This window comes from Wolbachia endosymbiont (group A) of Sphaerophoria taeniata, from assembly GCF_947250735.1.
Classification (GTDB): Bacteria; Pseudomonadota; Alphaproteobacteria; order Rickettsiales; family Anaplasmataceae; genus Wolbachia.
Genome location: NZ_OX366344.1, coordinates 742766 through 769602, shown reverse-complemented (window position 1 = coordinate 769602; position 26837 = coordinate 742766). Strand labels below are relative to the sequence as shown.

The 26837-nt window shown below is 34.4% G+C and carries 24 protein-coding genes and 1 pseudogene; 9 read left to right on the top strand and 16 right to left on the bottom strand.

Annotation, left to right across the window (positions count from 1 at the left end):
* Window positions 1-79: 79 nt before the first annotated feature.
* The 5 genes and pseudogenes from wmk (OOK84_RS03825) to wmk (OOK84_RS03805) form a co-directional block, all read right to left on the bottom strand.
* The gene (gene wmk, locus OOK84_RS03825) at window positions 80-1066 is read right to left on the bottom strand and encodes a WO male-killing family protein Wmk (RefSeq protein ID WP_226079678.1); all 987 of its coding nucleotides are present in this window, start codon (window positions 1064-1066) and stop codon (window positions 80-82) included.
* Between the two features lie 46 nt (window positions 1067-1112).
* Complete coding sequence (gene wmk, locus OOK84_RS03820) at window positions 1113-2021, bottom strand: WO male-killing family protein Wmk (protein ID WP_264731050.1); 909 nt, start codon at window positions 2019-2021, stop codon at window positions 1113-1115.
* Window positions 2022-2107: 86 nt separating this feature from the next.
* Window positions 2108-3304, bottom strand: coding sequence for a hypothetical protein (locus tag OOK84_RS03815; RefSeq protein WP_213863739.1), 1197 nt, complete (start codon window positions 3302-3304; stop codon window positions 2108-2110).
* A gap of 170 nt (window positions 3305-3474) precedes the next feature.
* Complete coding sequence (locus OOK84_RS03810; RefSeq protein ID WP_264731048.1) at window positions 3475-4149, bottom strand: JAB domain-containing protein; 675 nt, start codon at window positions 4147-4149, stop codon at window positions 3475-3477.
* Between the two features lie 169 nt (window positions 4150-4318).
* A pseudogene (wmk, locus tag OOK84_RS03805) lies at window positions 4319-5257 on the bottom strand (WO male-killing family protein Wmk).
* A gap of 365 nt (window positions 5258-5622) precedes the next feature.
* Here wmk (OOK84_RS03805) and OOK84_RS03800 point away from each other — a divergent pair.
* The 6 genes from OOK84_RS03800 to OOK84_RS03775 all read left to right on the top strand — a co-directional run bounded on the left by OOK84_RS03800 (window position 5623) and on the right by OOK84_RS03775 (window position 10102).
* Window positions 5623-6570, top strand: coding sequence for an IS110-like element ISWpi12 family transposase (locus OOK84_RS03800; RefSeq protein WP_264731046.1), 948 nt, complete (start codon window positions 5623-5625; stop codon window positions 6568-6570).
* Between the two features lie 224 nt (window positions 6571-6794).
* Window positions 6795-7244, top strand: a complete 450-nt coding sequence (locus OOK84_RS03795) for a recombinase family protein (protein WP_264731044.1) — start codon at window positions 6795-6797, stop codon at window positions 7242-7244.
* A gap of 89 nt (window positions 7245-7333) precedes the next feature.
* Complete coding sequence (locus tag OOK84_RS03790; RefSeq protein ID WP_253307215.1) at window positions 7334-7621, top strand: recombinase zinc ribbon domain-containing protein; 288 nt, start codon at window positions 7334-7336, stop codon at window positions 7619-7621.
* A complete protein-coding gene (locus tag OOK84_RS03785; RefSeq protein WP_264731042.1) occupies window positions 7614-8030 on the top strand; it encodes a hypothetical protein in 417 nt (138 codons plus the stop codon). Before OOK84_RS03790 ends, OOK84_RS03785 begins: the two co-directional genes overlap by 8 nt.
* 248 nt (window positions 8031-8278) lie before the next feature.
* On the top strand, window positions 8279-8878 hold the full coding sequence (gene recR / locus OOK84_RS03780; RefSeq protein ID WP_253310001.1) for a recombination mediator RecR: 600 nt from the start codon (window positions 8279-8281) through the stop codon (window positions 8876-8878).
* A gap of 3 nt (window positions 8879-8881) precedes the next feature.
* Entirely contained in the window at window positions 8882-10102 is a 1221-nt protein-coding gene (locus OOK84_RS03775; protein ID WP_253307213.1) for a KAP family P-loop NTPase fold protein, read from the top strand.
* Between the two features lie 45 nt (window positions 10103-10147).
* Here OOK84_RS03775 and OOK84_RS03770 read toward each other — a convergent pair whose 3' ends face one another.
* Window positions 10148-10864 carry a hypothetical protein gene (locus tag OOK84_RS03770; RefSeq protein WP_253307212.1) on the bottom strand — a complete coding sequence of 239 codons (717 nt, stop codon included), beginning with the start codon at window positions 10862-10864 and terminating at the stop codon, window positions 10148-10150.
* Window positions 10865-10943: 79 nt separating this feature from the next.
* Window positions 10944-12338 carry a pyruvate dehydrogenase complex dihydrolipoamide acetyltransferase gene (locus OOK84_RS03765; RefSeq protein ID WP_264732566.1) on the bottom strand — a complete coding sequence of 465 codons (1395 nt, stop codon included), beginning with the start codon at window positions 12336-12338 and terminating at the stop codon, window positions 10944-10946.
* Window positions 12339-12408: 70 nt separating this feature from the next.
* Here OOK84_RS03765 and OOK84_RS03760 point away from each other — a divergent pair, with 70 nt between their 5' ends.
* Window positions 12409-12900 carry an SH3 domain-containing protein gene (locus OOK84_RS03760; protein ID WP_264687854.1) on the top strand — a complete coding sequence of 164 codons (492 nt, stop codon included), beginning with the start codon at window positions 12409-12411 and terminating at the stop codon, window positions 12898-12900.
* Here the strand turns inward: OOK84_RS03760 and OOK84_RS03755 are convergent.
* The 9 genes from OOK84_RS03755 to OOK84_RS03715 form a co-directional block, all read right to left on the bottom strand.
* Window positions 12897-13400, bottom strand: coding sequence for a WBM0748 family T4SS-associated protein (locus OOK84_RS03755; protein ID WP_264731040.1), 504 nt, complete (start codon window positions 13398-13400; stop codon window positions 12897-12899). The genes OOK84_RS03760 and OOK84_RS03755 overlap by 4 nt on opposite strands.
* 111 nt (window positions 13401-13511) lie before the next feature.
* Entirely contained in the window at window positions 13512-16418 is a 2907-nt protein-coding gene (locus OOK84_RS03750; RefSeq protein WP_264731038.1) for a hypothetical protein, read from the bottom strand.
* The gene (locus OOK84_RS03745; protein ID WP_264731036.1) at window positions 16399-18753 is read right to left on the bottom strand and encodes a VirB4 family type IV secretion/conjugal transfer ATPase; all 2355 of its coding nucleotides are present in this window, start codon (window positions 18751-18753) and stop codon (window positions 16399-16401) included. The genes OOK84_RS03750 and OOK84_RS03745 overlap by 20 nt, the downstream gene beginning before the upstream one ends.
* Window positions 18754-18797: 44 nt before the next feature.
* The gene (locus OOK84_RS03740; protein WP_187297371.1) at window positions 18798-19169 is read right to left on the bottom strand and encodes a hypothetical protein; all 372 of its coding nucleotides are present in this window, start codon (window positions 19167-19169) and stop codon (window positions 18798-18800) included.
* 101 nt (window positions 19170-19270) lie between these two features.
* The gene (locus OOK84_RS03735; RefSeq protein WP_264731034.1) at window positions 19271-20596 is read right to left on the bottom strand and encodes a DUF350 domain-containing protein; all 1326 of its coding nucleotides are present in this window, start codon (window positions 20594-20596) and stop codon (window positions 19271-19273) included.
* 109 nt (window positions 20597-20705) lie between these two features.
* Window positions 20706-21701: an NAD(P)H-dependent flavin oxidoreductase gene (locus OOK84_RS03730; protein WP_264731031.1), complete on the bottom strand. Its 996-nt coding sequence runs from the start codon at window positions 21699-21701 to the stop codon at window positions 20706-20708.
* 5 nt (window positions 21702-21706) lie between these two features.
* Complete coding sequence (locus tag OOK84_RS03725; RefSeq protein WP_264731030.1) at window positions 21707-22228, bottom strand: cytochrome b; 522 nt, start codon at window positions 22226-22228, stop codon at window positions 21707-21709.
* A gap of 746 nt (window positions 22229-22974) precedes the next feature.
* Entirely contained in the window at window positions 22975-23730 is a 756-nt protein-coding gene (locus OOK84_RS03720) for an SDR family oxidoreductase (protein ID WP_264687976.1), read from the bottom strand.
* Entirely contained in the window at window positions 23717-24532 is an 816-nt protein-coding gene (locus OOK84_RS03715) for a YihY/virulence factor BrkB family protein (protein WP_264731028.1), read from the bottom strand. Before OOK84_RS03715 ends, OOK84_RS03720 begins: the two co-directional genes overlap by 14 nt.
* A gap of 135 nt (window positions 24533-24667) precedes the next feature.
* On the opposite strand from OOK84_RS03715, the gene OOK84_RS03710 reads away from it, so the two are divergent.
* Window positions 24668-25018 carry a TrbC/VirB2 family protein gene (locus OOK84_RS03710; protein ID WP_264731026.1) on the top strand — a complete coding sequence of 117 codons (351 nt, stop codon included), beginning with the start codon at window positions 24668-24670 and terminating at the stop codon, window positions 25016-25018.
* Between the two features lie 536 nt (window positions 25019-25554).
* Window positions 25555-26577 carry an IS110 family RNA-guided transposase gene (locus tag OOK84_RS03705; protein ID WP_264731025.1) on the top strand — a complete coding sequence of 341 codons (1023 nt, stop codon included), beginning with the start codon at window positions 25555-25557 and terminating at the stop codon, window positions 26575-26577.
* The last annotated feature ends 260 nt before the right edge of the window (window positions 26578-26837 follow it).

Below are 26837 nucleotides of genomic sequence, written 5' to 3'. Positions count from 1 at the left end.
TTCAACTGAGCCAAAAAAGTTGGTTAGCAAATTCTGCTGGTTAAATCATTAACTAACTTTACTTATATCTTAAACACATTCAATTTTCACACTCACCCAACTCATCAGCAGTTAGGCCACTTGCTCGCACAATAATATCAATAGCAACACCTTCCTTAACTAGATCTTTTGCAATCTTGATTTTCTCTGCTTTTTTAACCTTTTCTTTACCAGTTTGCATTCCTTCAGATAAAGATCTGGCTACCGTATCCAGTAATTCTTGATCCTCAATTTTTTCGCATTTACCTATAAACCCAAAAACTGGCTCATTTTCATATTCTGTTAGTCCAAGAGCTTTAATGTTAACTGATAATGTCTTTGCTATCTTATATAATATTTCAATTGGAATGTCTGTATATCCTCGTTCATAGTCGTGTATTTCTTTAGGTGTTGAACCGATTTTATTTGCCAAGTCCTCCTGAGTGTATTCCCGTATTAATCTCTGCTCTTTTATCCTTTTCCCCACTTTGTAGAGTATAGAATCAGTACAAATTTCTTTCTCTATATCATCATATTCATAAGTAGATAAGCGAGTCACTTGGGAAATAATATCAACTGAAACTCCTTCTTTCACTAGATTCTTTGCTACTTCTATTTTCGCTTCTTCTTGGCTAATTTTCTCGCTAATATATACAAACCTTACTAATGGATACAGCTTCTTGCGTAATTCCTGATCCTTAATTTCTCTATGTATTTTTGTTAGATAGACTATTTCTTTATCCTCATCTTCATACCAACTGTTTTCTCTTAGTACTGTTGGTCCTGGAAGTAGATCTATAACATTAACTGACAATGCTCCTGCTATTATATACGATTCTTTGATTGTAATAGCCTTGCACCCTAGTTCAAAGTTATGTATTTCCTTATATGTTAAACCAATTTTGCTTGCTAATTTTGCCTGAGTATACCCTTGTACTATCCTACAACCTTCTATTTTTTTCCCCAGCTCGTAGCTTACTGAGCCAATATGCTCTGAATTATCATAGATAAATCCTCTAAAAGCTGTTTTTCCTACAGAAGCAAACATATATTCTATCACAAAAAAATCCACTATTGGCTAAGTTTTTATGAAATCACAAAAATTTCTCAATCATATAATTTGATAAGCCTGTCGTTTGCAAGATAATATCAACAGAAATTCCTTCTTTCACTAAATTCCTTGCAACTTCAATCTTCTTTTCCTCTCTGACCTTTTCTCTATAAACATGTATACCTTCAAATAAAGACTTGATTAGCATATCGCGTAATTCCCGACTCTCAATCTTTTTGTATTCTTCTATCAACTTTGATAGCTTTTCTTCCGCTTCACTATCCTCATCTGATTCGGGAAGTAGATCTATGATACTGATTGATAATACCTTTGCTATTTCATCTAACATTTCAAGTGAGACAGCAGCTCTCCCTTGTTCATATTCGTATATTCCTTGATTTGTTATGCCAACTTTATTCGCTAAATCTTTTTGTGTATATCCTCGTATCAATCTCCACTCTTTTATCTTTTGCCCTACTTTGTATGGAACCGGAATTTTGTTCTCCTCATACTCACCAATAGATAAGTTAGTTGTTCGAGAGATAACATGAGCAGAAACTCCTACTTTCATCAAACCCCTTGCTACTTCTATTTTTACCGCTTTTCTGCTTCTTTCCTCACTCAAACGAATAAATTTGGTTAATAAATAAAATACCTCGCTTAATTCTTTATCTTTATAACCCTTTACTAAATTTAATATTTCTTCATCTTCAAAATATCTTTTTTCATTTGGTAGCGTCTCTCCACAAACTAGACCTTTAACATTTACTGATAATGCTTCTGCTATAGCATATAATTTCTTAATTGGAATTTTACGACTCCCTTTTTCATATTGCAGTATTGCCCAGTACTTTACACCAACCTTCTCCGCTAAATCCTTCTGAGTATACCCTCTCTCTAACCTCCAATTTTTTACTTTTTGCCCTACCTCACAGTCTAGACTTTTTTTCATACAAAGAACCATACATATAATATTTTCTACTATAGCTCAAAGGCTCCAGATATAATGGTAGACTCTGGAACCTTAAAATAAATGAATTAAAGCCCCCTAAAAGTTTCTTTACTATTTTCACGTACTTTATCTACCCATGAAGACAATTTTTCACTTGGGCTATCAACCTCCTTCATAAGCTGCTTGCTATTCCATATGCCACATCTCATAAAACTTCCCTTTTCTACTGCTTCTTTAAGTTTTACTCCAGCAAAAAGACAATTTTTTCCTATTTCTTCGCCTCTTTCTTGTAATTTAGACCACATTTCCTTATTTTCTACTCTGACTTGTACTTGATCATATTTTTTTACATCGTGGTACAATATAATATCTAGCTTACCAATGCTTGTAGGAAATTCTAATATAATAGAGCTTCCATCTGACATATCGATATAGTTTCTTATACCTCCCTTCTCACTTTTAACCTCAACTGCATCATTGCCAATTTTTAAAATATTACTTCCTAGCTCTCTTTTTGCTTCCAGTATTTTGGCTACCTCTACCTTGCTATCCCCAGAAAATTCTATATACGATGTTGTATTATCTATTTCAACATCTATTAATTCTCCTTCTTGCACAGCACTTTCGCCAGCTTTCTCTAGTTCTTCTAGTCTCTCATCTATATGTGGCTGAACTTCTGGTTGTAGCTCATTATAGATTTCACCTATCAATTTATTCTCCAATAAAGTATCATGAAACTCTGCACCGTTTAGCATTAATTTACGTATTAGCTTTTTACGATCAGCCTTATCAAATTTATGAAAATGTGTGCCCAGTATCACATATTCCGCGAGGCTCCACTCTCCATCATTACATGCATTTAGCCTTGCTCCAGCAGCTAGTGCTTCGTCTACAACCTTGTGCAGTTCATTTGGACTTTTTGCTCTTACCACAGCACTCTTAAACCAGCTCAACTTTTCTGCACTTGGCTTTATTTTTTTCAAAGCTGAAGCAAATGGATTTTTATCTTCTTGATCACTTACAGGTTTTGTGCCATAAACATAGTCAAATCCTTTCCCATAGTTGATTTTGTTTTCGCGAACTTCTCTACCAGGGAAAGGTGCTATTTCTTCAGGCTTTTTAGCCTTATTAATTTTGCTTACAAAGGTGGATTGCTCCTTAGTACGACCAATTCCTACAATAGCATTTAACACCTCACCTTTTGATAATCTATCAAGATCAATGTTTAACTCGTAAGTACCTCCTTCTTGATCATCAAAAGGTACAATTATTTTATTAACCATATTAGCCTCCGCTATTAAATATACTTTACTAAGTCTATAACCGACTTTATTACTTTATTATTAACTCAATATATACTTTCTCATTAATTATAAGCAATGATTAATGTGATTGCAAATACTTTCTTCATTCAAGTAGTTAAACAACTCATGAAAATCTTCAAACATCTGCTTTATAACAGTCCTTGCTCTTTAAAGCTAAAATACCCAACACTTGTGATGATAATGTGATCCAGCAACCTAATCCCTATAGTCTGACAAGCTTTAGCCAAGTCTTTAGTTACAGCTTCATCCTCATCAGATGGCTTTAACCTTCCTTCTGGGTGGTTATGCGATATTATTATTGACGTCGCTTTTCTTATTAATGCCTTTATTGTTACTTCTCTTATGTAAAAAGGTACCTTATCCACTGTACCAGTGAACACTTCTTCCCCCTTTAAACGGCACTTTTGATCAAAATATATTATTTTCATCTTTTCCTCCTCTGAATAACCAATACTCACCCTCAAATATTTTACTATGGTTTCCAAGTTATCCATTACAGGTCCTTTCTTTAACTCTTCTCTTGGTACTCTCTTTGCAGCTTCCTTTAGGCATAAAATTACTGCTACTGTAGAGTCAGTTATCCCTTCTATAGTTTTCAAGTCATCTATTTCCTGGCCTAAAACTCCTCCTATTCCAAAACTATCTATTAGCTTTCTAGCAATAATTCGAGCTTCTTCCCTGTCATGCACTGCACTTAGAAACGTTTCTATTACTTCACGATCAAGTAGTGCTTTACCGTTGCTTTCTAATGCTCTGAATTCTATTTCTTCTCTACGATCTTTACTGTTTTCCTTATTATTCATAAAAATTACCCTTCACTAATAACAAAATGTTTTTATATATTTACTGCTGTTTTTTGTCAGCATTGGCATAAGGCCATAGCTTTTGAGTGAAGTCAAATCAATTTTTCAATCTTTTTTACTTATTTTTTCATCAAAAAGTAAAGATATTAATAGATACTGATTTTTTATTTTAAATTTGTTGAATTTCGTCTAAAGAGATGCCCACTGTTTTTAAAATAATATTGATAGAAATTCCTTCCTTAACTAAATTCTTTGCAATTTTCATCTTTTCTACTCTCTTCACTTTCTCTTTGCAAACTTGTATGCTTTCAAACAGAGATTTTATTAGTACATGACGTAATTCTTGGCTTTTAATCTTTTTGTATTCTTCTATTAACCTTGATAGTTCCACTTCACTATTCTCATTTTCTCTTGTTTCTGGAAGCAGATCTGTAATATTAATTAATAGCATCTTTGCTATTTCATCTAACATTTCAAGTGAAACAGCAGCTCGTCCTTGTTCATATTCATATATTCTTTGATTTATTACGCCCACTTTGCTTGCTAAATCTTCTTGAGTGTATCCTCGTATCAATCTCCATTCTTTTATTCTTTGACCTACTTTATACGGAATAGAAATTTTTTTCTCATCATTATCATATTCATCAATAGATAAACTGGTCGTTTGAGAGATAACATGAGCAGAAACTCCTTCCTTAACTAAACCCTTTGCCACCTCTACTTTTACTGCCTTTCCACTTTCTTCCTCACTAATACGGATGAATTTAGTTAATAAATAAAACGTTTCACGTAATTCTTGGTCCTTAATCTCTTTATGTCTTCTTACTAGATTTAATATCTCTTCTTCCTCATACCTTTCCTCATTTGATACTTCTTGTCCGCAAGCTAGATCTCTAGCAGTTGTTGATAATGCTTCTGCTAATTCATATAACTTCTTAATTGAAATTCTGCGTGTTCCTTTTTCATATTGCAGTATTACCTAATATGTTGTATCGATTTTTTTTGCTAAATCTTTTTGAGTATATCCCTTTGCTAACCTACGATTTCTTACTTCCTGTCCTATTACTTTGTAATCTAAAAAATTAGAGCATTTATTCTCTTTTTTCACATTTTATACTCCATAACCAGAAGAGCTGTTACGTATACTTAATTGGGAACCTTTTTGACAAACTGAACTCATCTCCTTTCAAACAATTTTTCTATATCACTTAGTTTCATTTCTATATAAGTTGGTCTTTCATGACCAGAATATTGTAAGTCAAAAATATGATATAAAGGAAATAAGAGGGAAAGATAACCCTACTCACTATAGGGATAGGGTTATCACGGGCGTGTGCGACCGGCAGAATATTGGTATTACAACCGTGTCCATCAAGGTACACTAGCCCATCTCTCGATACGTTTGAATAGTTGTGTGGGACATGTATATGCACCCGTTTACAATCTTAAATTAATTAAACTATCGAGGTTATAATGATTACATCTTATCAAAATTTTATTGGCATTGATATCGGGAAATTTAAAAATGTTGTTGCAGTTCACGAACAGAAGAATACTGTAGGATTTGACAATAATACTTCTGGCTGGCAACAATTGTTTCAAAAGTTTTCAGATATCCTACCTAATTCTTTAGTAACTTTAGAAAATACAGGAAAGTATGAGCTTGGTTTATTACATTTTCTTGTTGACAAAAATATTGCCACACATCGAGCTAATACCCGTAAAGTAAAAAGCTTTATCTTGTCTCACGGAACTTTAGCAAAGTCTGATAAATCAGATGCAAGAGCTCTTGCTCAATATGGATTTGAACGTCACAGCACTATCTCTCTATTTGTACCCACTTTTGAAAATCAATCAACCTTGGTTGCACTTTGTCAACGTCGTGATGACATTACGCAAATGAGAGCTCAGGAAAAATGTAGACTGGCAGCACCTGAAAATGACCATATAAAAGAAAGTTGTCAAAAAACTATCGAATTCTTTAATATTCAAATAGATGAACTCAATAATACTATACAAAAAATTATTGATGAAAGCCGTGAGTTACAACAACGTCAAAAAATCCTAAAAACAGTTCCTGGAATAGGTCCAAAGTTATCTCAAGATTTTCTCTGTTTAATGCCAGAGCTTGGTTACTTAAGCAGGAGAGAAGTTGCAAGCCTTGCTGGGGTTGCACCTTATCCAAAAGAAAGTGGTAAAACTATTGGATACCGAAGAATAACAGGTGGTAGAAGCAATGTTCGTGCAAAACTTTTTACATCTGCCATGGCTGCTGCAAAGTCCAAATCTGCACTTGGTGCCTTTTATTCTAAGCTTGTTGAAAGTGGTAAGAAGAAGATGGTAGCTATAACAGCTCTAATGCGTAAAATTATAGTAATTGCTAACGCAAGGCTTAAAGAAGCAATTAATTTGAATATTTAAAATTTACATAGCAGTAATTGAAATGAATATTGTGAATAAGCACTTTAAGTTTGTGCGGACGTGCTTATTCACAATAGCTTAAACGGAAATTGTTGCAGCAGCTGTTTGATATAGAATTCTGTTTCTATGACAAACGGGTTTTTATTATCTATATGGTTGGGTAAAGTTGCAAAATTATACAAATAAAAAATTTAAAAAACATAGTTGATGAACGTGCAAAAATCATGGAAGGAAGCTGCCGAGGAAAGATTTATGCAGCCAATAAGGGTTATATAAGTGTAATGAGAGCTGCTCCTTATGGCTATCATTATATAAATAAAAATACAGAGACAGGACAAGCCTTATTTGAAATTTATGAAGAAGAAGCTAAAGTTGTGCGTAAAGTATTTTTTTGGGTAGGAAGAGAAAGAGCGAGTATAGGAGAAGTATGTCGTGGGCTAAGTGCTATGTCCGTTATGACGCGAACAGGAAAAGAATATTGGGATAGGGCTGTAGTTTTGAGTATGTTAAAAAACTCTGCTTATAGAGGACAAGCAGCTTTTGGTAAAACAAGGTTAGGCGTAAAATTAAAATATATAAGACCAAAAAAAACTCCTGCGAGCAACCAAAAGATAATTATTCTACTTATCCTGTTCCAAAAGAGGATTGGATTTATATTAAAGTACCTAGTATAGTAAACGAAGATTTATTTGATATAGTTCAAGAACAATTAGCAGAGAATAGAAAAATAGCAAGAACAAGACAAAGAGGAGCAAGATATTTATTGCAAGGTTTAGTAGTATGTAAGCTTTGTAATTATGCATATTATGGTACTAGCACTGCAAGGAATAAGGAGGGAAAAAAACTAATAATCAGGTGTATTATCGTTGTATTGGCACGCCGTTTTGGTGGTAATAAAATGTGTAACAACAAATTAATTCGTACAGATACATTAGACATAGCTGTGTGGGAAGAAGTAAAGCATCTATTAAAAAATCCGAATAGAATATTAGAGGAGTATAAACGAAGACTTTCAGAACTTACCACTAGATCAAAAAAGCGCTTTGCTTGAAGCACAAGAAGATAAATTAAAACGTGGTATTGCAAGGTTAATTGATAGTGATGCTCAAGAATATATTGATCAAGAAGAATTTGAGCCAAGAATTAGAGCAATGAAACAAAACTTAAAAATGGTTGAAGAACAAAAGAAAAAGATATTTGATCAGAAAAAACTCACAGAAGAGTTCACTCTAATAGTAACAAATTTAGAGGGATTTTCCTCTAGTATTAACTCAAGTCTTGATAATGCAGACTGGCTAACTAAACATGATATTATTAGAACGTTAGTTAAGCGAATTGAGATTAATTTTGAGGATGTGAACATCGTGTTTAGAGTGAAAGAGCTTCCAGACTCTTCTCATGGGGAGAAAAATCAATACTTGCAATGTTGTTGTAGGGGTAGTCATCCCGCTACTTGTTAGCGGGATCTAGAGATACTGCGGCGGTATGACGTCTCGCTTGGGTCAGCTATACCTTTTTTCTACTTAGTTTGGGTTATGCAAGAAGTCTATTATAATCAGGCTTTAAGTGTGCGGAAGTAATTTTTTGCATTAGAGTAAAAAATTTTTTCTATAGCTAATCAAAGTGGGATCAAGAGAAACTTACCACTTTCTTTACAAAGGGTTTGATGTTACCATTTGATGAACTATTCTGAATTTATTGAATGAACATTAACATAAAGAATCTAGTTCATGCTTTTTCTAAATTGCCAAGTTTAGGACCATCATCATCACGCAGGTTGGTTATACATTTACTCCAAAACAAAGAGAAAGTTATGCTACCACTTGTATCTTTGATTAAAGAGCTAGCAGATCTTATAGTAGAATGTGAGATTTGCGGAAATCTAGATACTAAATCACCTTGTTCTATTTGTACTAACCCAAAACGTGACACTAAGTTACTGTGTGTAGTAGAAGAATTGGGTGATCTATGGGCGTTTGAAAAAGGAAATATATATTCAGGTTTATACCATGTTTTGGGGGGCAGATTGTCTGCAATAAACGGCATAGGTCCAAAAGAACTTAACCTTGATACTATTCTGGAAAGAGTGACAAAATCTAAAGTTGAAGAGATAATTATTGCAATTAATCCGACATTAGAGGGTCAAGTTACTGCACAATATATAATTGAATTGCTAAAAAATTTGGATGTGAAAATATCACGTCTTGCTTGCGGCATACCAATGGGCGGAGAAATTGACTATCTAGATGAAGGAACGTTAAAAGCAGCCCTCACTTCAAGACAAGAATATGAGTTAAATATAAAATAAGGTATGTGCTTAAAAAAACTTGCATCGTTAATAACGTTCAAGAAGAAAGAAACAGCGCCACCACTTCAAGTGGCGGCTTGGGAAAATGACCGTCTAAACTATAAGCAATTTTCAGGCAAATTCAACACTATAATTAAAACGATTGATCAGTTTTTTACAATAATATCTTTAGAAGGATATGACGGATGGGGTAAGACGTTTTTTCTGAAAGAGTGGGTAAAAGAGTTAAAACAGCAAAATGAAATTGCAGCTTACTATAACGCATGGGATATCAATGCACTGGATCAACCACTTCCTTCTTTTTTAAATTTTCTATTTGAAGATTTATTTGCATCGTATGAAGTAAAAAGAAGCGTTATACAACAGTTCAAGAACATAAACCAAGAACTATTTTCTCTAAACACACTAGGAAAGCTGATCAGTAAATCTCCACTTGCTATGCTTTCCGTATTGCTTGACGCTACAAAAGAGGCTGATAGGAAAGATATTGGTTCTGTACTAAGAGAGTTGAATACTCTTCAAAGAAGAGAAGAAAACATTAAGGATTTTAAAACACAATTGGCAAAAGTAGTTAATAGAATTAGAAAAGACAAAAACATTTATATAATGGTGGATAATCTTGATGTGTGCCGCCCTAAATTCGTTGTCGATTTTTTGGAATCTATAAAGTATATGCTTGATGTGGAGGGGCTGGTTTTCATTATTTCTGTAAGTAAAGATAAGAGCAATGTGCATAAAGCCATTAGCACGATACTTGGACCAAATTTTGACCTAAAATCTTTTACTGATCTCTCTTTACATTTACCGAAGCAACCGATAGAAAAATTTACAAAAGAACTATTTGAAAATATTAAATTACCGAAAAAGTCAAAAAATTTGATTGTAGATAGTTTTATATTTTATGCAGAAAGCCTTTTACTATCGTTAAAAACAATAGAATACTGCGTAAAAAAAATAAAGCTGTGTCTTCTGAATTACACAAGAGAAGAATTACCTGCTCCAAATTTGTTTTCGTTTTTGGTAATACTGCAATCAGTAAATACTGATTTGTATGAGGAGTTAGATTCCTCATGTCAAAGAGCATTGGAAAAAATTGAAAATGAATATAAATCTTTAATTCTAAATGGTCAAGAGGAATGGGAAAAACTTAAAACCTCTCTAGAAGCTGCTTTTGCAGAGAAGGAATCAAAAATTAACAAAGCTATAAAGGATATAATATTTTGAAAAGATACCCTACCTTTGCATATACAAAGATAGGGTAATATTTGATTAACGCCCCTTTACTATGTTATTACCTTGTTCAAACTTTCTGATTAATTCGCTTACGTTGACATTAGATAATTTTTTACCTGCAGATTTGTCATTATGTGAAGCATCAGGTTTACGAAGGTCTTCCTTACTGTTACTCCTAGTAATATTACATCTGACAATGTTTGAATTATTAGACTTATCGCTTATATCTGAAATATTGCTTTTTTCACTACATGAAGACGAATTACTCGACATATTGTCTAAGCTAAAGCGCTTTTTACCTTGATAGATTGGATTCCAATCAAGTGGATTGTAAGCTTTAGCTTTTTTATCAAGAGTACTGCTACTAACATCACTGATACCACTATCCCCTGAATCACGGCGTTGTTTGTTAGAAGTGCTATGAATATTGTCTTTCATGAGTTTTTGCATTGTTGGGCCAAATGTTCTTCCAAGATTGCTACTTACTGTTTTATTACTATCATTTGCTTGGGAATGAGATGCATTTCGCTCAAAAATCGCTTTTATTCCAGCAAATTTAGCTTGGGAAGATTTCGGAGGAACAGGTGGAGCAACTTTCTTAAGCTTTACTATTTTTTCTAACTCATTCTGCGACGATAACTTGGTCTCTGGTGCTCTTGGTGGTACCGGTGGGGCAACCATGCCTTTTGAGTTAATCTTTCCTTCATTTTTAGGAAAAATTTTTGGATTATTTTTTTCTACTGTAGTATTCATTTTTTTACCTCTAAGCCTATTAACTAGTAGAATTATAAACTTAGAGGTATTAATTTTGTAATAACGATGCTAATAGGTTTCAAATAAGCATCGCCAGAGGACTCTCTATATAATGCTTAAAAGCATTTAAAAATTTTGCTCCTAATGCTCCATCAACTGCTCTATGGTCAACAGAAAGTGTTACTGTCATTATCTCAGCTATCTCTATTTTTTCATTTATAACTATTGGTTGTTTTTTGGATGCACCAACTGCCATAATGCAAGATTGCGGCGGATTGATTATAGCACTGAAGGCTTTTATACCAAACATTCCTAAATTGGAAATAGTAAACCCACCTCCTTGAAATTCTTCTGGCCTTAATTTTCCAGATCTTGCTCTGCTTACTAAATCTTTCACTTCTTTTGATATAGATAAAATACCCTTTTTATCAGCATTTTTTACTATAGGAGTAATTAGCCCATCTTCAAGTGCCACAGCGATTGAAATGTCTACATTCGAGTATTTAAGTATTTTATTATCTATCCACGAAGAATTTATATCAGGAAATTTTTTCATGCTGAAAGCTGCAGCTTTTATGATTAGGTCATTAATTGTTACTTTGTTATTTTCATCTGCTGAGCTAATCTCGTTTTTTAACGATATTAACTTATCAACCTGGCAGTCTACAGTTAAATAAAAATGTGGAACATTCTGTTTGGATTCAGTTAAGCGCTGTGCTATCACTTGGCGCATATTGCTTACTTCAACCATGGTATCTTCCTCGGGCCTTTCACGACTTTCAATGCGTGTACCACTACCTAAAGACTCCAACACATCAGCCTTAATTATGCGACCATATGGTCCTGTACCTTTTAATTGCTGCACATTAACCCCTTCATTTTGAGCTATTTTCTTAGCTAATGGGCTTATTTTTATTCTACCTTCTACATAACCCTCTGTCATCCCAGTGCGTGACACTGGGATCCATGCTTCTTTTCTTCTAGATCCCAGTGTCACGCACTGGGATGACATTGAGGAGTTGGGTCCCAGTGTCACGCACTGGGATGATATTGAAGAGTTGAATGACATTGGAGGGTTGGATGATATTGAAGAATTGGATGATATTGAAGAGTTGGGTAACATTGAGGAATTGGATGGCACTGAGGGATTGGTTTCAACTTCTTTCTTAGCTTCAATATTGGTAGCAGAAGCTGAAACATAGTTACCGAGTGCACTTTCATCTTCTCCTTCTTCCAGCATTAAAGCTATCGGTTGATTTACAGGCACGCCACTTGTTCCTTCTGTTACTAAGATTTTTGCTAAAACTCCTTCATCTATAGATTCAAACTCCATTATGGCTTTATCAGTCTCTATCTCAGCAATTACGTCGCCTACTTCAACTTTGTCTTGTTCTTTTTTATACCACTTTACAATTTTTCCTCCAGTTTTGCTCATTGTCGGTGAAAGAGCAGGCATTAATATTTCTATAGGCATTGATTTTGCATTTAAAGATCTATTCAATTTTTAATTTACTCTTTATCTTATGTCAATCTAATCGTGAATTATGATGAATAAGTCTGTTACACTATCCCTCACGTCATCCCAGTGCGTGACACTGGGATCTTGGTTCAGTACTATTATCCTATTGTTTTTATTATTTAGCCATAGCTTGTTTGCTAATAACTTTGTTTCAACCAAATCAAATAAAATCAACATGAGAACGGGGCCAGGGTTTCACTATCCTGTAAAATGGATATACACTTGCAAAAATCTGCCCCTGAAAGTGATAGAAGAGTTTGAGAGTTGGAAAAAGGTCTGCGATATAGATGAAGACTGCGGATGGATAAAAGGCAATCTGCTTAGTGATAAGCACCACGCAATGATAAAAGAAGATACTTATGGATATCAAAAACAGAGTGTAGACAGCAAGATTACTATGAAAATAGACAAGTTCGTTGTAATGAAAATAGAAAAATGCAACGAAGAATGGTGCTTTCTTTCCACCCCAAAACGTAAAGCATGGGTACAAAAAAAACATATATATGGGGTTGATTAGGTTGATAAAGGATCTGGATTAACACTAGTTTCCGGACCTTCTGTAGCAGACTCTTCAGATGAAGCAGGAGTTGCACTAACTTCTTGAGGTTCTGGAGAATTATTTTGCCATATAGTGCTGTCACAAAAACTCTGTAACATCTCCTCAGCAGATGAGTTTAAAATTTGTACAATAGACTTTTCACTTTGTTCTCTTAGCGATTGATCCATTCTAGAAATCAACTTAAGAAACTCACTACCTGATTTTTCAGCTTCACTTTTTATTTTGCTTTCTATGCTTGCAATATTATCTTGATCAATTTCTTCTTTTGTTATGTTGAATGAATTTGCAACATCTTGATATCCAATCTTGCAATTTCCACAACCAATTATGCAAAAAGCAATAGAATTAGATATTTCATTTGCAGCCCACTTGTGTATAGTGTAAGCCAAATAATTGTCATGGTATTTAATGCTAAATTGTTGTTCTATTAGCTCAGAAATTTTATTCTTTAGAGACATAAAGTACCCTCCTACATTCGTTATACCTTTTTGTTAAGATACACCATTTACTACATGCTTTACTTTAATTAATTATTAAAACGAGAGCATAATTTTCAGAGTTATATCTTTTTACCTTAACAATTCTTTTTTGATTTCCTCTTCAACTTTCTCTCTTATATTCACATTAAGGTCCTTCGTCGAAAAATCAGTCATAGCTTCAAGATCATATAGATCTCTTGTCACTTTTTCAATAGCATCATTTATTTCTTCTTTGTCAAATTCCTTTATAATAGGTCTAATCTTCACATACCCTGGAGAGCCTTTACCATAAATTTCTTTGCTTTTATAAATGCAACCACCTGCACCAGGTTTACTGCTTCTCAAACCACTTCCACACTCTATTATTTCATACTTGACTTGACCATCTTCTATATATGTTATTTTATTATCTTCAGTAGACTTCAATGCACTTGCTGGTATGACTGTTTTTTCTAACTCTAAACTCGGTTCATGAATTATTGTGTACCGATAACTTGTACGTTCAGGACCATATGTTCTATACATACCTCCACCTGCAACAGTGATTAATGGCTTGCAATCTTGTTTGTCTGAACGACACATTTTTATAAAAATAGGTCCTCCGTCCTTATCTGAGGAGTTATTTTCCTGGTTACCCCCTCCCTCTGTAACTTTCACCTTAATTACAGGATAATTAGGGTCAATTTTCAGTTTAGCTTTAATATAATCGCCTGGCATTCCTGCTCTAGTTTCAGTGGAACAGGCATTCTTCCTGGTGGCACTATCTACATAATGTTTGCATTTAGCGGGTTTATCTTTTATATGACCTGCTTCACCACTTCCCCATGCTTCTATTTCAACACGGTCAAACATTATTGATAAGTCATCTGTATAAACATCTTTACTTTCAGGATCATAGGATTTTTCATTATTTTTTTCAAGATCTGGTTTCTTATTTTTCAGCTTTTCCTTGATTATCTCTTTTAATTTTTCTTTTACTTTCTTTTTTAAACCTTCTAAATCGAACCTACACAATTTATCAGCGTAAAAGACCTCTGTTCTATCTGCTTTAATCAGTTGATCTTTTAATTGTGTACACTTTTGTACTTCATTTTTTTCATCTCTTAATACTTTACCATCCTTATCTTTACAATCCACTTCCTCATACCTTAAGTAGAATAGCTTATCATCTTCATTTTTATTCAAATATTGTTTTGAACGGCTGCATTTTCCATCAGAGCAGATGCAACCATCATCACCTTGATTACATTTTTCTCTATGCTCTACATCCGTCAATTTGTATACTACTTTCAGTCCTTTACTAGATTTAAATGCATCGTCTATTTCATCATTTCTTTTTACACAGTAACTGCATTTCCCCTTTTCCTTTTTATTGTCGTCAGGGAAGAAAACATACCCTTGCTTATTAAATATTATTTTATCCAACTGATCTTGAAGTCTTTTTATTTTTAAGAGGTCGACTGTTTCCCTTTCCTTGCTTGGAAGATAATAGAACCGATTTGATTCCTTTGAATAAACAGCATTGTATTTAATATATTTTGTTCCCATTAATTTTAGTGGTATTATTTTATTTTCTCTTTCAAGAACAAACTCTTCTGGTTCTGGCTGCCATCCAGAAAGACAAAGCATTCTACTGTTAGAATTTTCTTTATATTTTATTTCTACTTCTGGTTGTCCTAAGCTGTTCAATTTGCATTTATTTCCTTGAAACTCTTTACATTCTGTTTCAATATCAGGAACATAGTCATATTCTTTCAGAACTTTAAATTGTTGCGGATTACTTTCTAATATACCTTCTATAATATTATCAATATAACTTTTTTCGTTATTACTATCAGTTGTTTTTTTAACTATTCTCGGTTTTACTACCTTTAAAGATAGAGGGCCAATGTTTGTAGAAGAACCAGCATTAACATTAAAAGTACATAAACCATTGCTGTAGGTTCCACGTGCTTCATAAGTACAAGTGTTCTCACTCATCTTCATTCTTATCTTTAACGTGTTACTCTGTTTTCCAGGCGTGTTACTTTTTACTATCTCTACTACTTCAGGCTCTGGAGTAGGTGATGCCGGAAAGCAGCGGATGAACTGTGGATTTTTTTCATCTATACTTTGAGTTCCAAGGTATTCAGCGCAGAGCTTATCTTTTTCTCTATAAGTTTTGAAGTAGTACGTGATGCCATCTTTGTCTAAAATAGAGCGCCACTCAGCTTTATCTTCTCCATACCCTTTAGGGAAATCTAATTTTTCTCCAATCTCTCCGTCTCCTCCTTTCAGATCACCAATGATTACCTTAACTTTAGGGTTAAAGTAATCATTGTCTTCATCTGTTATAGGAACAATTCTAACTTGTGGAGGTGACATCGCAAGTTGCTCACAGAACGGAGGGGGGCCAGGTGCAAGTGGCACAGGGGCACATTTTACTTTTTTCTGATAGCAAGTATCACAGGTATTTGCCATATATCCAGGGCGAAAAATATTTGCTCCTTCACCTGTTTTAGTAAAAAATGAGAAAAAATCCCCCATGCAGGATGCTTTTTGGCTGCAAGCACATATCTTAGGGGAATTAGCAAATTTCCTTTTTTCTTCATCAGTAACATTATCTACCCACTCCCACTCGAGACCTTTCGCAATCCCTTCCTTAAATTTTCCATCATTTAACACTGTATCTCCTTCCCAGTCGATAAAAACTGCTGCAGAAACACCCCCACCTGTACTTTGTGTTCCATATATTTGGCGGCAAAACTTTCCAGTTTCTAAGTCATAGCAATAACTTTTTCCATCATAAGCACATACTCTAATTTTAGGATTAAAATAGCCATCAACTCCTTGATCTTTTATTGCTTGTACTTTAATTTCTTTTACCCAATCTCCGCTAACTATTGCTTCGAACCAAGTATTACTCTTTACAAGAGGCGGACAATCAGCATATCCTTGATACGAAAGACCAAGTATCAAAAAGAACATCAATAAGAAATTAAGCTTTACACTTCTCATAAAACACCGGTAACCACTCATTAACTTCTTCTCCTTTTTCCTTTATTGCCTCGTACATATACTTTATAGTCTCTTTGTTAGCTGAAAGTACGTGTATTTCCTGCATATTCTTCAAATCTAAATTTAAAGTTACTAACCCTTTGTACTGTTTTATCAAAAATAAACCTTCCTGTGTTGGCGTCTGCAGAATTATATTCAGCTCCTCTTTCGATAAAGAAAATGCTTTCATGTATAACCTATTTGCATTGACGTTTGGCATCAAGATCCTTGTATCAACATGTTTATCTAAATATTGAGTAAATTTGCTAGCAAATGCGAGGTTTAAGTTTTCAGTACTTAGGATTACTACAACATTTAGTTCCGTCATTCTTTGCATCCAGTTATCAAACTCTTTCTCTGTAGGAAAGATATTACTTATCTCCCATGCTTCATCCAAAACAAGTATTGCAGGCGAGCCATCACATTTTGCCTCAAAAGAATATAAAAAATAGTAAAGTATCACGGACATACATTCTTTTCGTTTTGTGAGGTTTGCGGTGTTGAGAGATATAATTTTTGTTTCCCAGTCAATATCTGATTCATTACCATCTTGAAATAAGTAAGCAAACTCACCACCGTCACACCATCTACTTATTTTACCCCCGAGGAGCAAAAGCACCTCAGAAATTTGCGCAATAGAACGTGACTCCTTGGGTATAGCAAATATAGAATCCACAATTTTTCTTATCTTTTCTTCTACGTCCACCAAGCTCGTATCGGCTACCATTCTTTTGATCAGTTCAACCAACATATTGCGATTGGAAGCACTATCTTCAATGTTTAGTGGATTAAATTTTAGGCTTTTGTCCTTATACTTCGGATCGATTATATAATATTTACCACTCACTGCTTTAGTAAAAATTATCGACTTTCCAGTGTTATCCAATATGACAATTCTTGGGTTAAACTTTCTTGATTCTGATAATAGGAAATTAATGAGTGAAGTTCTGCCTGAATTTGGAGCTCCAAGTATCGTAGTATGGCCATTATTTCTTTTTCCATAGAAATTAAAGAAGTAAGGATTTCCTTCTTTTGAGAAAAAAACTGTTACCGCTTCTTTCCACCTTCCTCCTTTTAATGTACCTGACGTAAAATCATGCAGCATAGCAAAACTGCAAGCATATTTTGCTAATATATTTTTCGGTTGTGTAATAAAGGTAAAATTGCCCGGAAGTTGTGCCCAAAAATGACTTTCCATATGTAGATCAGTTCTAAATATCATGAAGCCAATTAATGACATTATAGAAGATAAATCACTAATATTTTCGGCTAACTTATTCCTATCGTCTGCAAATATTGTAAAAATAATTTTCTGTTGGCAGAAGTCTAGACTAGAGGTCTTTTCAAGCTCTATTATTTCTTCAATTCCTGAGCTTTTAAGTAAGGTATTATCCTCACTAATTTGCAGCATGTTAATTTGTTTATTAAATTCTTTTATTGCCTTACTATTACTAGTAAATATCATTATTTCTGTAATGATAAATTCAGATTCAAGCTGCAAGCACCTATCTATATTGCCTAAGGAGATTTCTCGGTATTCCTTTATGCTGAAAACAGAGCCAAATTTCTGTTGATTTTCAAAGATTGTCTGAAACGTATTGAAACCAAAAGCTATTTTAAAATTTCTAATATATTGCGACAGGTCCCTTTCATGTATTGGATAATCTTTGTGCGTTAATGTAACAATATAGTGGAGAAATTCTATCATTTCAGAATATATTTTACCTTCACTAAATCTTAGACCCAGTTTTTTAGCTCCAAAAGGTCCTAAATCATCGTGAATTAAGTCAGTTATCTTTTGCAACTCCTGGTGGCTTTCTTGTAAAGACAGCTTATGCTTATTCTTTATTCTATTAAAAAAAAATGAATTATTAGTATGCTTACCAAAATCGCTAAACAATATTACAATATATAATTCATTTATATACTGTAATTTACTATCAGTGAGTTTATCAAACCGCGCTGAATGTAGCTTATCAGAGAAGTCTTCAGTTTTATTCCATTTTAAGCTCAATTTATTGCGCTTTCGGACAGTATGAATCCAAACGGTAAAATATAGGCTATTAATATTTTTTGATATGCTTTTTCTAATTTCAGTTCTAAGGTCGCTGTAATTATCAACAGAAGAATAATCTTCTAACTTGATTATTTTTAACAACTCTCCCTGTTTTGTTAGTATAGTTTCTTCATTGTAATGACAAGCATAAGGAGTGAAATCTAAATCAATGCTCTCTAGTAATGCTAAGTTGTTTTTTTTTTCAAACTTAGAGTTAATTGCTTGTACTTTTAGCTGCATATGCGTATTCAATAAAGATAATTAAAAAAGATAAAAATACTATCTTAATTTTTATCTTTTTTTTCGCTATCGGATTGTAATTTTATATCTTTTGCAAAATTAAATTTTTCTTTTAAGTAGTCTGTTGCCTTTTCTGTACTACCAAACATCATGATCAGTACACCAAACATTATCATAAAAAAGATTAGACCTCTGAACACTACTGCAAGTATCACCGCAGCTATACACAACCCTATGATTGTTGAAGGACTCATATTTTCTACAGTATCTTTAATTGAAAATGAAGAAATAAAATCTTTTACCGTTTCTTGTACATCCTTTAATTCATCACTCACCGAAGCTTCGCTAGAATATGATGCAAAAATGAAACTTAATAAGGCTATAAAAACCAAAACTTTATTCAATTGAATGCGCATCAACTAAATACCCTTTAAATATTCCTCAAATATAACAACTTTTATATCAATAGGCAAGAACTGAATTCACTTATCCACTACAAGTAACACATATTTAATTTTTACAGATGTGAACATGCTGTAAGCTTTTTATCATCAATAAGAGGTTCCACATTAATGGATGTTAATTTACTTGATAGGAAGTTTGAATGCAATTCAGCTACTGCTGCTATAGCAAACACTGCAGCCATAGCAAGTAGTCCTGCTCCTACCAGTCCTGATGTCATTGCTCCTGCAACAATGCACCCTATTGTAGAGAGAGCACAACCTGCTACGAGTGCAACGTGAAGATTTCTGTTATTGGGTTGTTTAACTTTACTCTTATTTTCGTAATTAGCAGCTTCTTTTTTTTCGGATTGCATTGCCTGACTACCTGTCACTGAGATCACACACTGAGGTGACTCTTTTTTAACTTGATCTTCAATCTTTTCATGATATTTAGAAGGAGATCTTAGTCCGCTTGGCCCTTTGGGCCTTGTTTTGGTTAGGTGTGCTAATTTTGTCTCTCCTTCATCCTTTGGTTGCAAACCATTACTTTCTTCAGTTGAGCTTACACTTTCCTCAGATGAATTGCTTGCTACTGAAGTTAAGCTGCTCCTTCTGCTACTTGATACCAAGCCAGATGAATTTATTCCACTATCTGAGTCATTTTTTAAATCTTTACAATCAATCGAAAGGTCAGATTGACTAGAGAAACCATTCAATTGTGATTGTGGGATCTCCTTTCTTGCTTGTGATTGTTCTGATGTAGGAGTTATTAAAGCACCATAATAACCTGAACTTCTCAAAGGATTATATGTTCCAGAGATTCCTGTTCCACCTACACCCTTGTCTACAGAATCCTCTTCCTGAGGAGTCATATCCGAACTTGTAGAATTTGGAACTTCACCAGAAAAACTTTGTTTGTTAAATGGTTTCATAACATTACCTTGTCTATCTGTTTGATTATTTCTAGAACCTTTTTGATTTTGAATAGTGCTACTAGAATAATTTTTGTCACTACTTTTATTGGTAATCCCTGTAATCTCTAAAATTATTCCTAATATTTTTGCTTTTATTGTTGGTGATCTTTGTGATGATTTTTCTTCATTGTTAAGTACTGAAGGTTTCATTAATTCCTCTGACTCTGTCACTTTTGTTTCCAATGCTGGAAGAAATTTCTCGGTGTAATAATTATGGTATTTTTGATATTTTTCTTGCTCTCTCAGTGATTTTTCTAATTGAATTAATACGTTAGGGTCAGCTCCTTTGTTGAACAACTCTATGCATTTTGCGATAGTTCCATCTCCATTTTTTTTTGGACTTTGATTACTATGTGTTTTTTTTGTTACCTTTTTGTATATAGTGTCGCGCAATTGTTGGTTAATATCTTTTTTAGAACTTGGCATAGACTCCTCCATACATAATAAAATGTATAGATACCCCTTTAGCGTTAATTTTACATTAAAACTGGGCAATTATGCTATATTATGGATAATTATGGTTAACTATTTACTTCTACATTTCAATATAATTGTTCGCTTGTTGAACTAACATATTCACTACTTCTTTTACAGGCTTTTCCCTATCAACCATGCCAACACTTTGACCGGCCATTAAAGATCCCGTTTCAACATCTCCATCAATTACTGCTCTTCTTAAAGCCCCAGCCCAGAACTTTTCTATTTCAAGCTGCCCATCTTCTTTTGAGATCTGTCCCTTTTGGTATTCATCAATAACTTTTTTTTGATGCTTCATAAAATCATCACTTGCTTTGTTGGCTATAGCTCTTACTGGAATTACAGGAAAATCAGCACTTACCTGTACAGAAGGTATTGCATTACGTGCGGCTGATTTAATAAACACTTTCTTAAAATTTTTGTGGGCAATTGACTCATTAGTGCAGACAAATAATGTACCTATTTGACAGCCACTTGCCCCCATTTCTAAGTAATTAACTATCATTTCACCTCTTCCTATTCCACCTGCAACAAACACTGGTATTTGTTCATTTTTAAAATGAGGCAATATCTCTTGTGCGAGAACAGAAGTGCTAACTGGCCCTATGTGCCCGCCTGCTTCCATTCCTTCTATTATTAACGCATCTACTCCCATTTTTACTAACCTTTTCGCAAGGCTTAATGCTGGTGCAAAGCACATAACTTCAATGCCCGCACTCTTGATTTTTTCTATATTAGGCTTCGTTGGCAGTCCACCGGCAAGAACTATGTGGCTTACTTTCGTTTCAATACACACATCTATCAACTCACTCAACTTTGGGTGCATAGTAATTAGGTTTACACCAAATGATTTGTTAGTTAATTTCTGTGTCTCTATGATTTCTTTTTTCAATAGGTCTGGAAACATTGCACCACATGCAATTACACCAAAACCACCAGCGTTTGAGATTGCCGAAACCAAGTTTCTCTCTGAAACCCAGCTCATAGCACCACCCATTATCGCAAACTCACTACCAAGAAAATCTGTTCCTTTTTTCCAGAGGCTACTTAACATATAACCTATATCATACGTTTAAAAATGTTTTGCTTATCTATAAATGTGTGTTTCAAAGCGCCAAGTATATGCAAGATTATAAAGACTACCATAAAACATGCAAGCATCGAATGTAGCTGATTAGCCGTGTTAGCTAGATCTTTGTTTTGATTAATCAACAAAGGGATATGAAAAAAATACTTGATCTTTTTGCCAGAAGCAGAAGACATAACATAGCCAGATAGTGGCATTAGCACCATTAAAGAATATAAACCAAAGTGTACTGTTTTACTTGCATTGATTACAAACCGAGAAAAATTTGCTGGAAGTCGTGGAACATAAGTAAAGACGCGAAAAAATATGCGTACTATGATTAGTCCAAGAATAGTGATACCGCAAGCCTTATGAATAGCGTATATGTTGAACTTAATCTCATTGCTAAGTGGTAAGCTTTTCATATAAAGTCCAGAGCAAAGCATACCAATAATAAAAACAGCCATCAACCAATGGATAACTCTTAAACCTAGGCTATATTTATCGTCTTCCATTTTGATTACCCTAAAGTAGCATTTATATAATAGAAAAACTATTTTTCAATCAAAATTATTAAAGCAATTTAGATTTACCGACAATGTAGCTATACAAATTCGACCCAGCCGGGAGTCAAATAGCTGGCCGGCACCTAAGCCATAAACGGATTAAATGCAAAACTTCCTTGACAAACTCCGCCAGCCCCCTTATTGTAGTATTAAGGGTATTTCTGACTCAAAACTTGTTTTTGACCTGCAGGCTCAATGACAAAATTCAGTAAAAAACTTAGAGTATTTTTTGGCGGATTACATAAAATTATAGCGGCTGCATGTCTTTTAAATTTTTTCTACATTCAGCCAAATCGCGCTTATTTTAAGCGTTAGCACATTATTACAGCGCCACTTACAGTAATATAGAGTCAAAACTCGCACCACGGGGCTTCTTTTGCCTTTTTTTCGTTTGGTAGATTTCTTAATGTTTGTAGCTAAAAGAGCCCAAGAGAGGTGTCATCCCGCTGCTTGTTAGCGGGATCTATGTTAAGAGATACCGCGAATGAATCGCGGTATGACGTAGGACTGCTGTCATCCCAGTGCCCCTATGATGTCATTCCAGTGCTTGACACTGGAATCTAGCGAACTTTGCTCGCAAACGAACTTAATGGATAAATACCAAACTTTACACTAAAACATAATACTATAGCGGAATTACATGCAAAATGGATCCCAGTGTCTGGGCACTGGGATGACATCCTTTCTAGTGTAATTTATTCGGGAGATTTGCTAAGCGGTAAGATTTTTCCTGATACGCTGCAATCGTTAGAAGCTAACTCCACAAATTTGTCTGTTAGTTTATCAGGTGACACCAATTCAGATCCAGGAAATGCCTGCTCACTACCCACAGGTCCTTTTGTGTATACAGCATTTACACATAATTTTGTATGTTTTGTCTCAGATGCATATATCTGCACCATTATTTCTAGTGCAACTTTACTTGCAGCATACGGCATCCAATATGGATAAGAGGAAGGAGAAAGTGTCACCTCTGAGGTCATGAATATCACTCTTCCAGCATTAGACTTCTTTAGCATTGGATCTAAGTTTTTTAGTAAGTACCAATTGGCAGTAAAATTTGTATTCATTACGTTCTGTAGCTCTTCAATCTCACAGTCGTGAATAGGGTTCAATTTGCCTAAAATTCCAGTACATGCAACTAATATATCAAGTGCTCCAGATTCTGATAATTTCAGGCTTTCTATCATGTTTGTCAGTATCTTTACATTCTCAAAGTCTAAAAGATCAAGCTGAATTAGTTTCACAGAGCCTTCTTTAAATTCTTCAAGCTCTTCAATTTCATTATATAGTGGCTTGAGATTATCAAGAGATCTTGAAATCAGAATTACACATGCACCTTCTTTTACAAATCTTTTTGCAACAGCAGAGCCTATTTCACCTGAAGCTCCGGTGATTAAAGCTACTTTACCTTCTAACTTACTCATTTCTTTCTCCTTAGCGAGATTCATTGAAATATTTTAGCTGAAAATTAAATTTTGCTCCATATATAAAAATCAAACTTAGCATATAAAAAAATAGTAATGACACTACCATACCACCTAAACTTCCATATATCAAATTCAGTTGATCAAAGGAAGCTTTTAAGTATTGCTTGAAAGCTGAAGCAGAAATTGTCCAAAGAATAACAGCCACACAAGATCCAGGAAAGACGTCTGATAAATTTTGTTTTATGTTTGGCAGCATAAAATATAGCCAAGAGACTACTGTGAAAAGTACAAATTCAATGAGGAGATATTTAGTATAACTAATCCCCTGATAGGAAAAATCAATTAGCATTGGCACTAATGTAGAGAACACTATAGTTAGAGTTATAATAAACGTGATCACTAAAAATTGTAGTATACTTAACAACCTTCTTAATATATAAGGTGGCGAAACCGGAACTTTATAAGCTTTGTTCAATATTGTTCTTAGCCCTTCAATTGTTGACGAGGCGGTCCAAACAGCGCCTACAATTGCTAAAGTTAGTAAGCTTTGCGGCGGGCCTGATATTATCTCTCTGATACGCGGCATCAAAGATGATAAAATATCCTGTGGCATGTTATCAATGATAAATACCCAGCCAATGTTATACTGGTCTAAGAAATTTGCGAATGTTGACGCCACAGCCATTAAAACGATGAGAAAAGGGAATATTGATAACAGGATTAAAAATGATAGATACCCTGCGTGCTCCACTCCATCATTATGAATTGTGTCAATCAAAGCACGATAAAGGCAATAAACGATGCTGTAAAATTTCTGTAGCACTGTAATATAAACGAACCAAGAAAAGTATTCTAAATGAAATAAAGGATACTTTTAAGCAAAAAATCCTCACCATTTACTTAAACTTAATCAATGTGATAGATAATCAAATATGAAACAGAAATTATAGGAGGCGTAATGAAAAATTTTCTTCTACTTGTAGCTTTAATTCTCTCCTTTGCATTTGATGCAAATGCTGATACTAGCAGCAGCGGTACTACTACTGCTACTACTTTTGTTGATAAAAATGATACAACATCATTAGTGATATGCAAGATAATAGGCTATACTCATGGCATAGGTGGACCAATGATCACAATAGTGATAATTGGTGCAGCGTTGCTTGCAATATTCGGCAGGATGCCGTGGCCAGCGCTTTTTGCACTCGGTGCATTTACTGCTGTGTTTTTTGGCGCTCCTGTAGTCGTTTCAAAAATAACACCAGGCGGTGTGATTTGTAAAAACGGTTCAGTAGAGGCTCATCCATAGAAATTATTGGAGGCACAAAACGTAGTTTTCTTTACTTGAAAGTGGTAAGTTTTACCACTTTCAGTGTCTATGACTACCTAATAAATTCTCTTTCTGTAATCATATAAGTTAAAGTCTGGATTCCAGCGTCACGCGCTAGAATGACAAGGTTATCGTCATGCTGCCGCATACCGTCACGGTATCTCTAGATACCGGCTAACAAGCAGCGGGATGACGGTTGTCAGGGTAGCTGTCATCCCAGTGCCCCTTTTTTTGTCATCCGAGTAGCTGACACTGGTTCACTCTATAATAGTATCATCCGAGTAGCCCCTTCTTGTATCTTGTCAAAAGCATCTAATGTTTTAAGCTTAAGCATTAGGTGGAGAAGGGAGGAACTCTGTGCTTCTTCTTAGATATAAAATCTGTAGAGGAGATAAGAATTCCCTTCTCAAAAGTATAGGCTGGACGGTATCGTAGAAAGACCTGAATGGTTCTAATTCTGTATTCACAAGACTAGCCTTACTTTTCATTTTTAATGGTAACGTATGGGGTTATATATGATCAACAACTTTTTGGGCATAGATATATCAAAAGATCGCTTTGATGTTTTTCTCTCATTTATAAGCAAAAAAGGAAAGCGTGAAATTAGAAAAAGAAGCTTTAAGAACGATGATCATGGGTTTCAAAGTCTACTGAATTTTCTACACAAACATAATGTAGAAAAAGTAAAAACCTGCATGGAATCTACTGGTTGTTATAGCGAAGCACTGGCTGAATTTCTACACAATGCTGGACATTTTGTAAGTGTTGTAAATCCTTATTGCATAAAATCTTATGCAAGGAGTAAGCTGATACGACAAAAGAATGATCAGACCGATGCAGAAGTTATTGCTGATTATTGCCAAAGACAGGAACCTTCTAGTTGGACACCACCTTCTCCTGAAATGAAAAAATTAAAACATCTTTATCGTTGCTCAGTTGCGTTAAAAGATGAGTTAACATTAGTAAATAACCACTTAGAAAAAAAAGAGAGACTGCCTAAAGAAGTTGCAAATGCTTGGGAAGACCTTGCAATGAATATAGCTCAAAAAATAGAAACAATAAAAAACTCCGTACGTGAACTATTAAATCAACACAAAGAATTGTTGGAAAATTTTCAACTTCTATTGACTATTCCAGGCATAGGAGAAGAATCAGCAATAGCTATTTTAGCTGAAGTTTCTGATATAGAGGTTTTTAGAGATGCCAGGCAATTGGCAGCATATACAGGAGTTATACCACGAAATATGACGTCAGGTTCCTCTGTATATGCCAAACCCAGATTAAGTAAATCCGGTTCACAAACATTACGTAAGGCACTTTTCTTTCCTGCCATAGTAGCTAAGAATCACAATCCTATCATTATGAGCTTTTGCCAAAGATTAAAGGAAAAGGGTAAGCATAATATGGCCATCGTTGGTGCTGCAATGCGTAAGCTACTCCATATCATTTTCGGTATTCTGACATCCAAAAGTGCTTTTGATCCTAACCATATCAAAAACTACAGGGCTAGGAGGTTGACTGAAGGTTTAGTACTTTAAAATCAAAAATGCTTCCTATCTATCTTATGTAAAGTGGTATCTTACACAAATTTATTGAATGTTGTTGGTTAGTGGATATGTTGATAAGTAAACTTCATCTGTTTTGTGCGTATAAAACTAATTTACTTATCAACATATCCACTAACTATAATCTGTGTACTGTTACACAATTGGAAGTATTTTTTGATTTTATGATGCAACTTGGGAAATTTTTATAATTTTTTTGTTGACTAACAAGACGGTATCTCCTGTCATCCCAG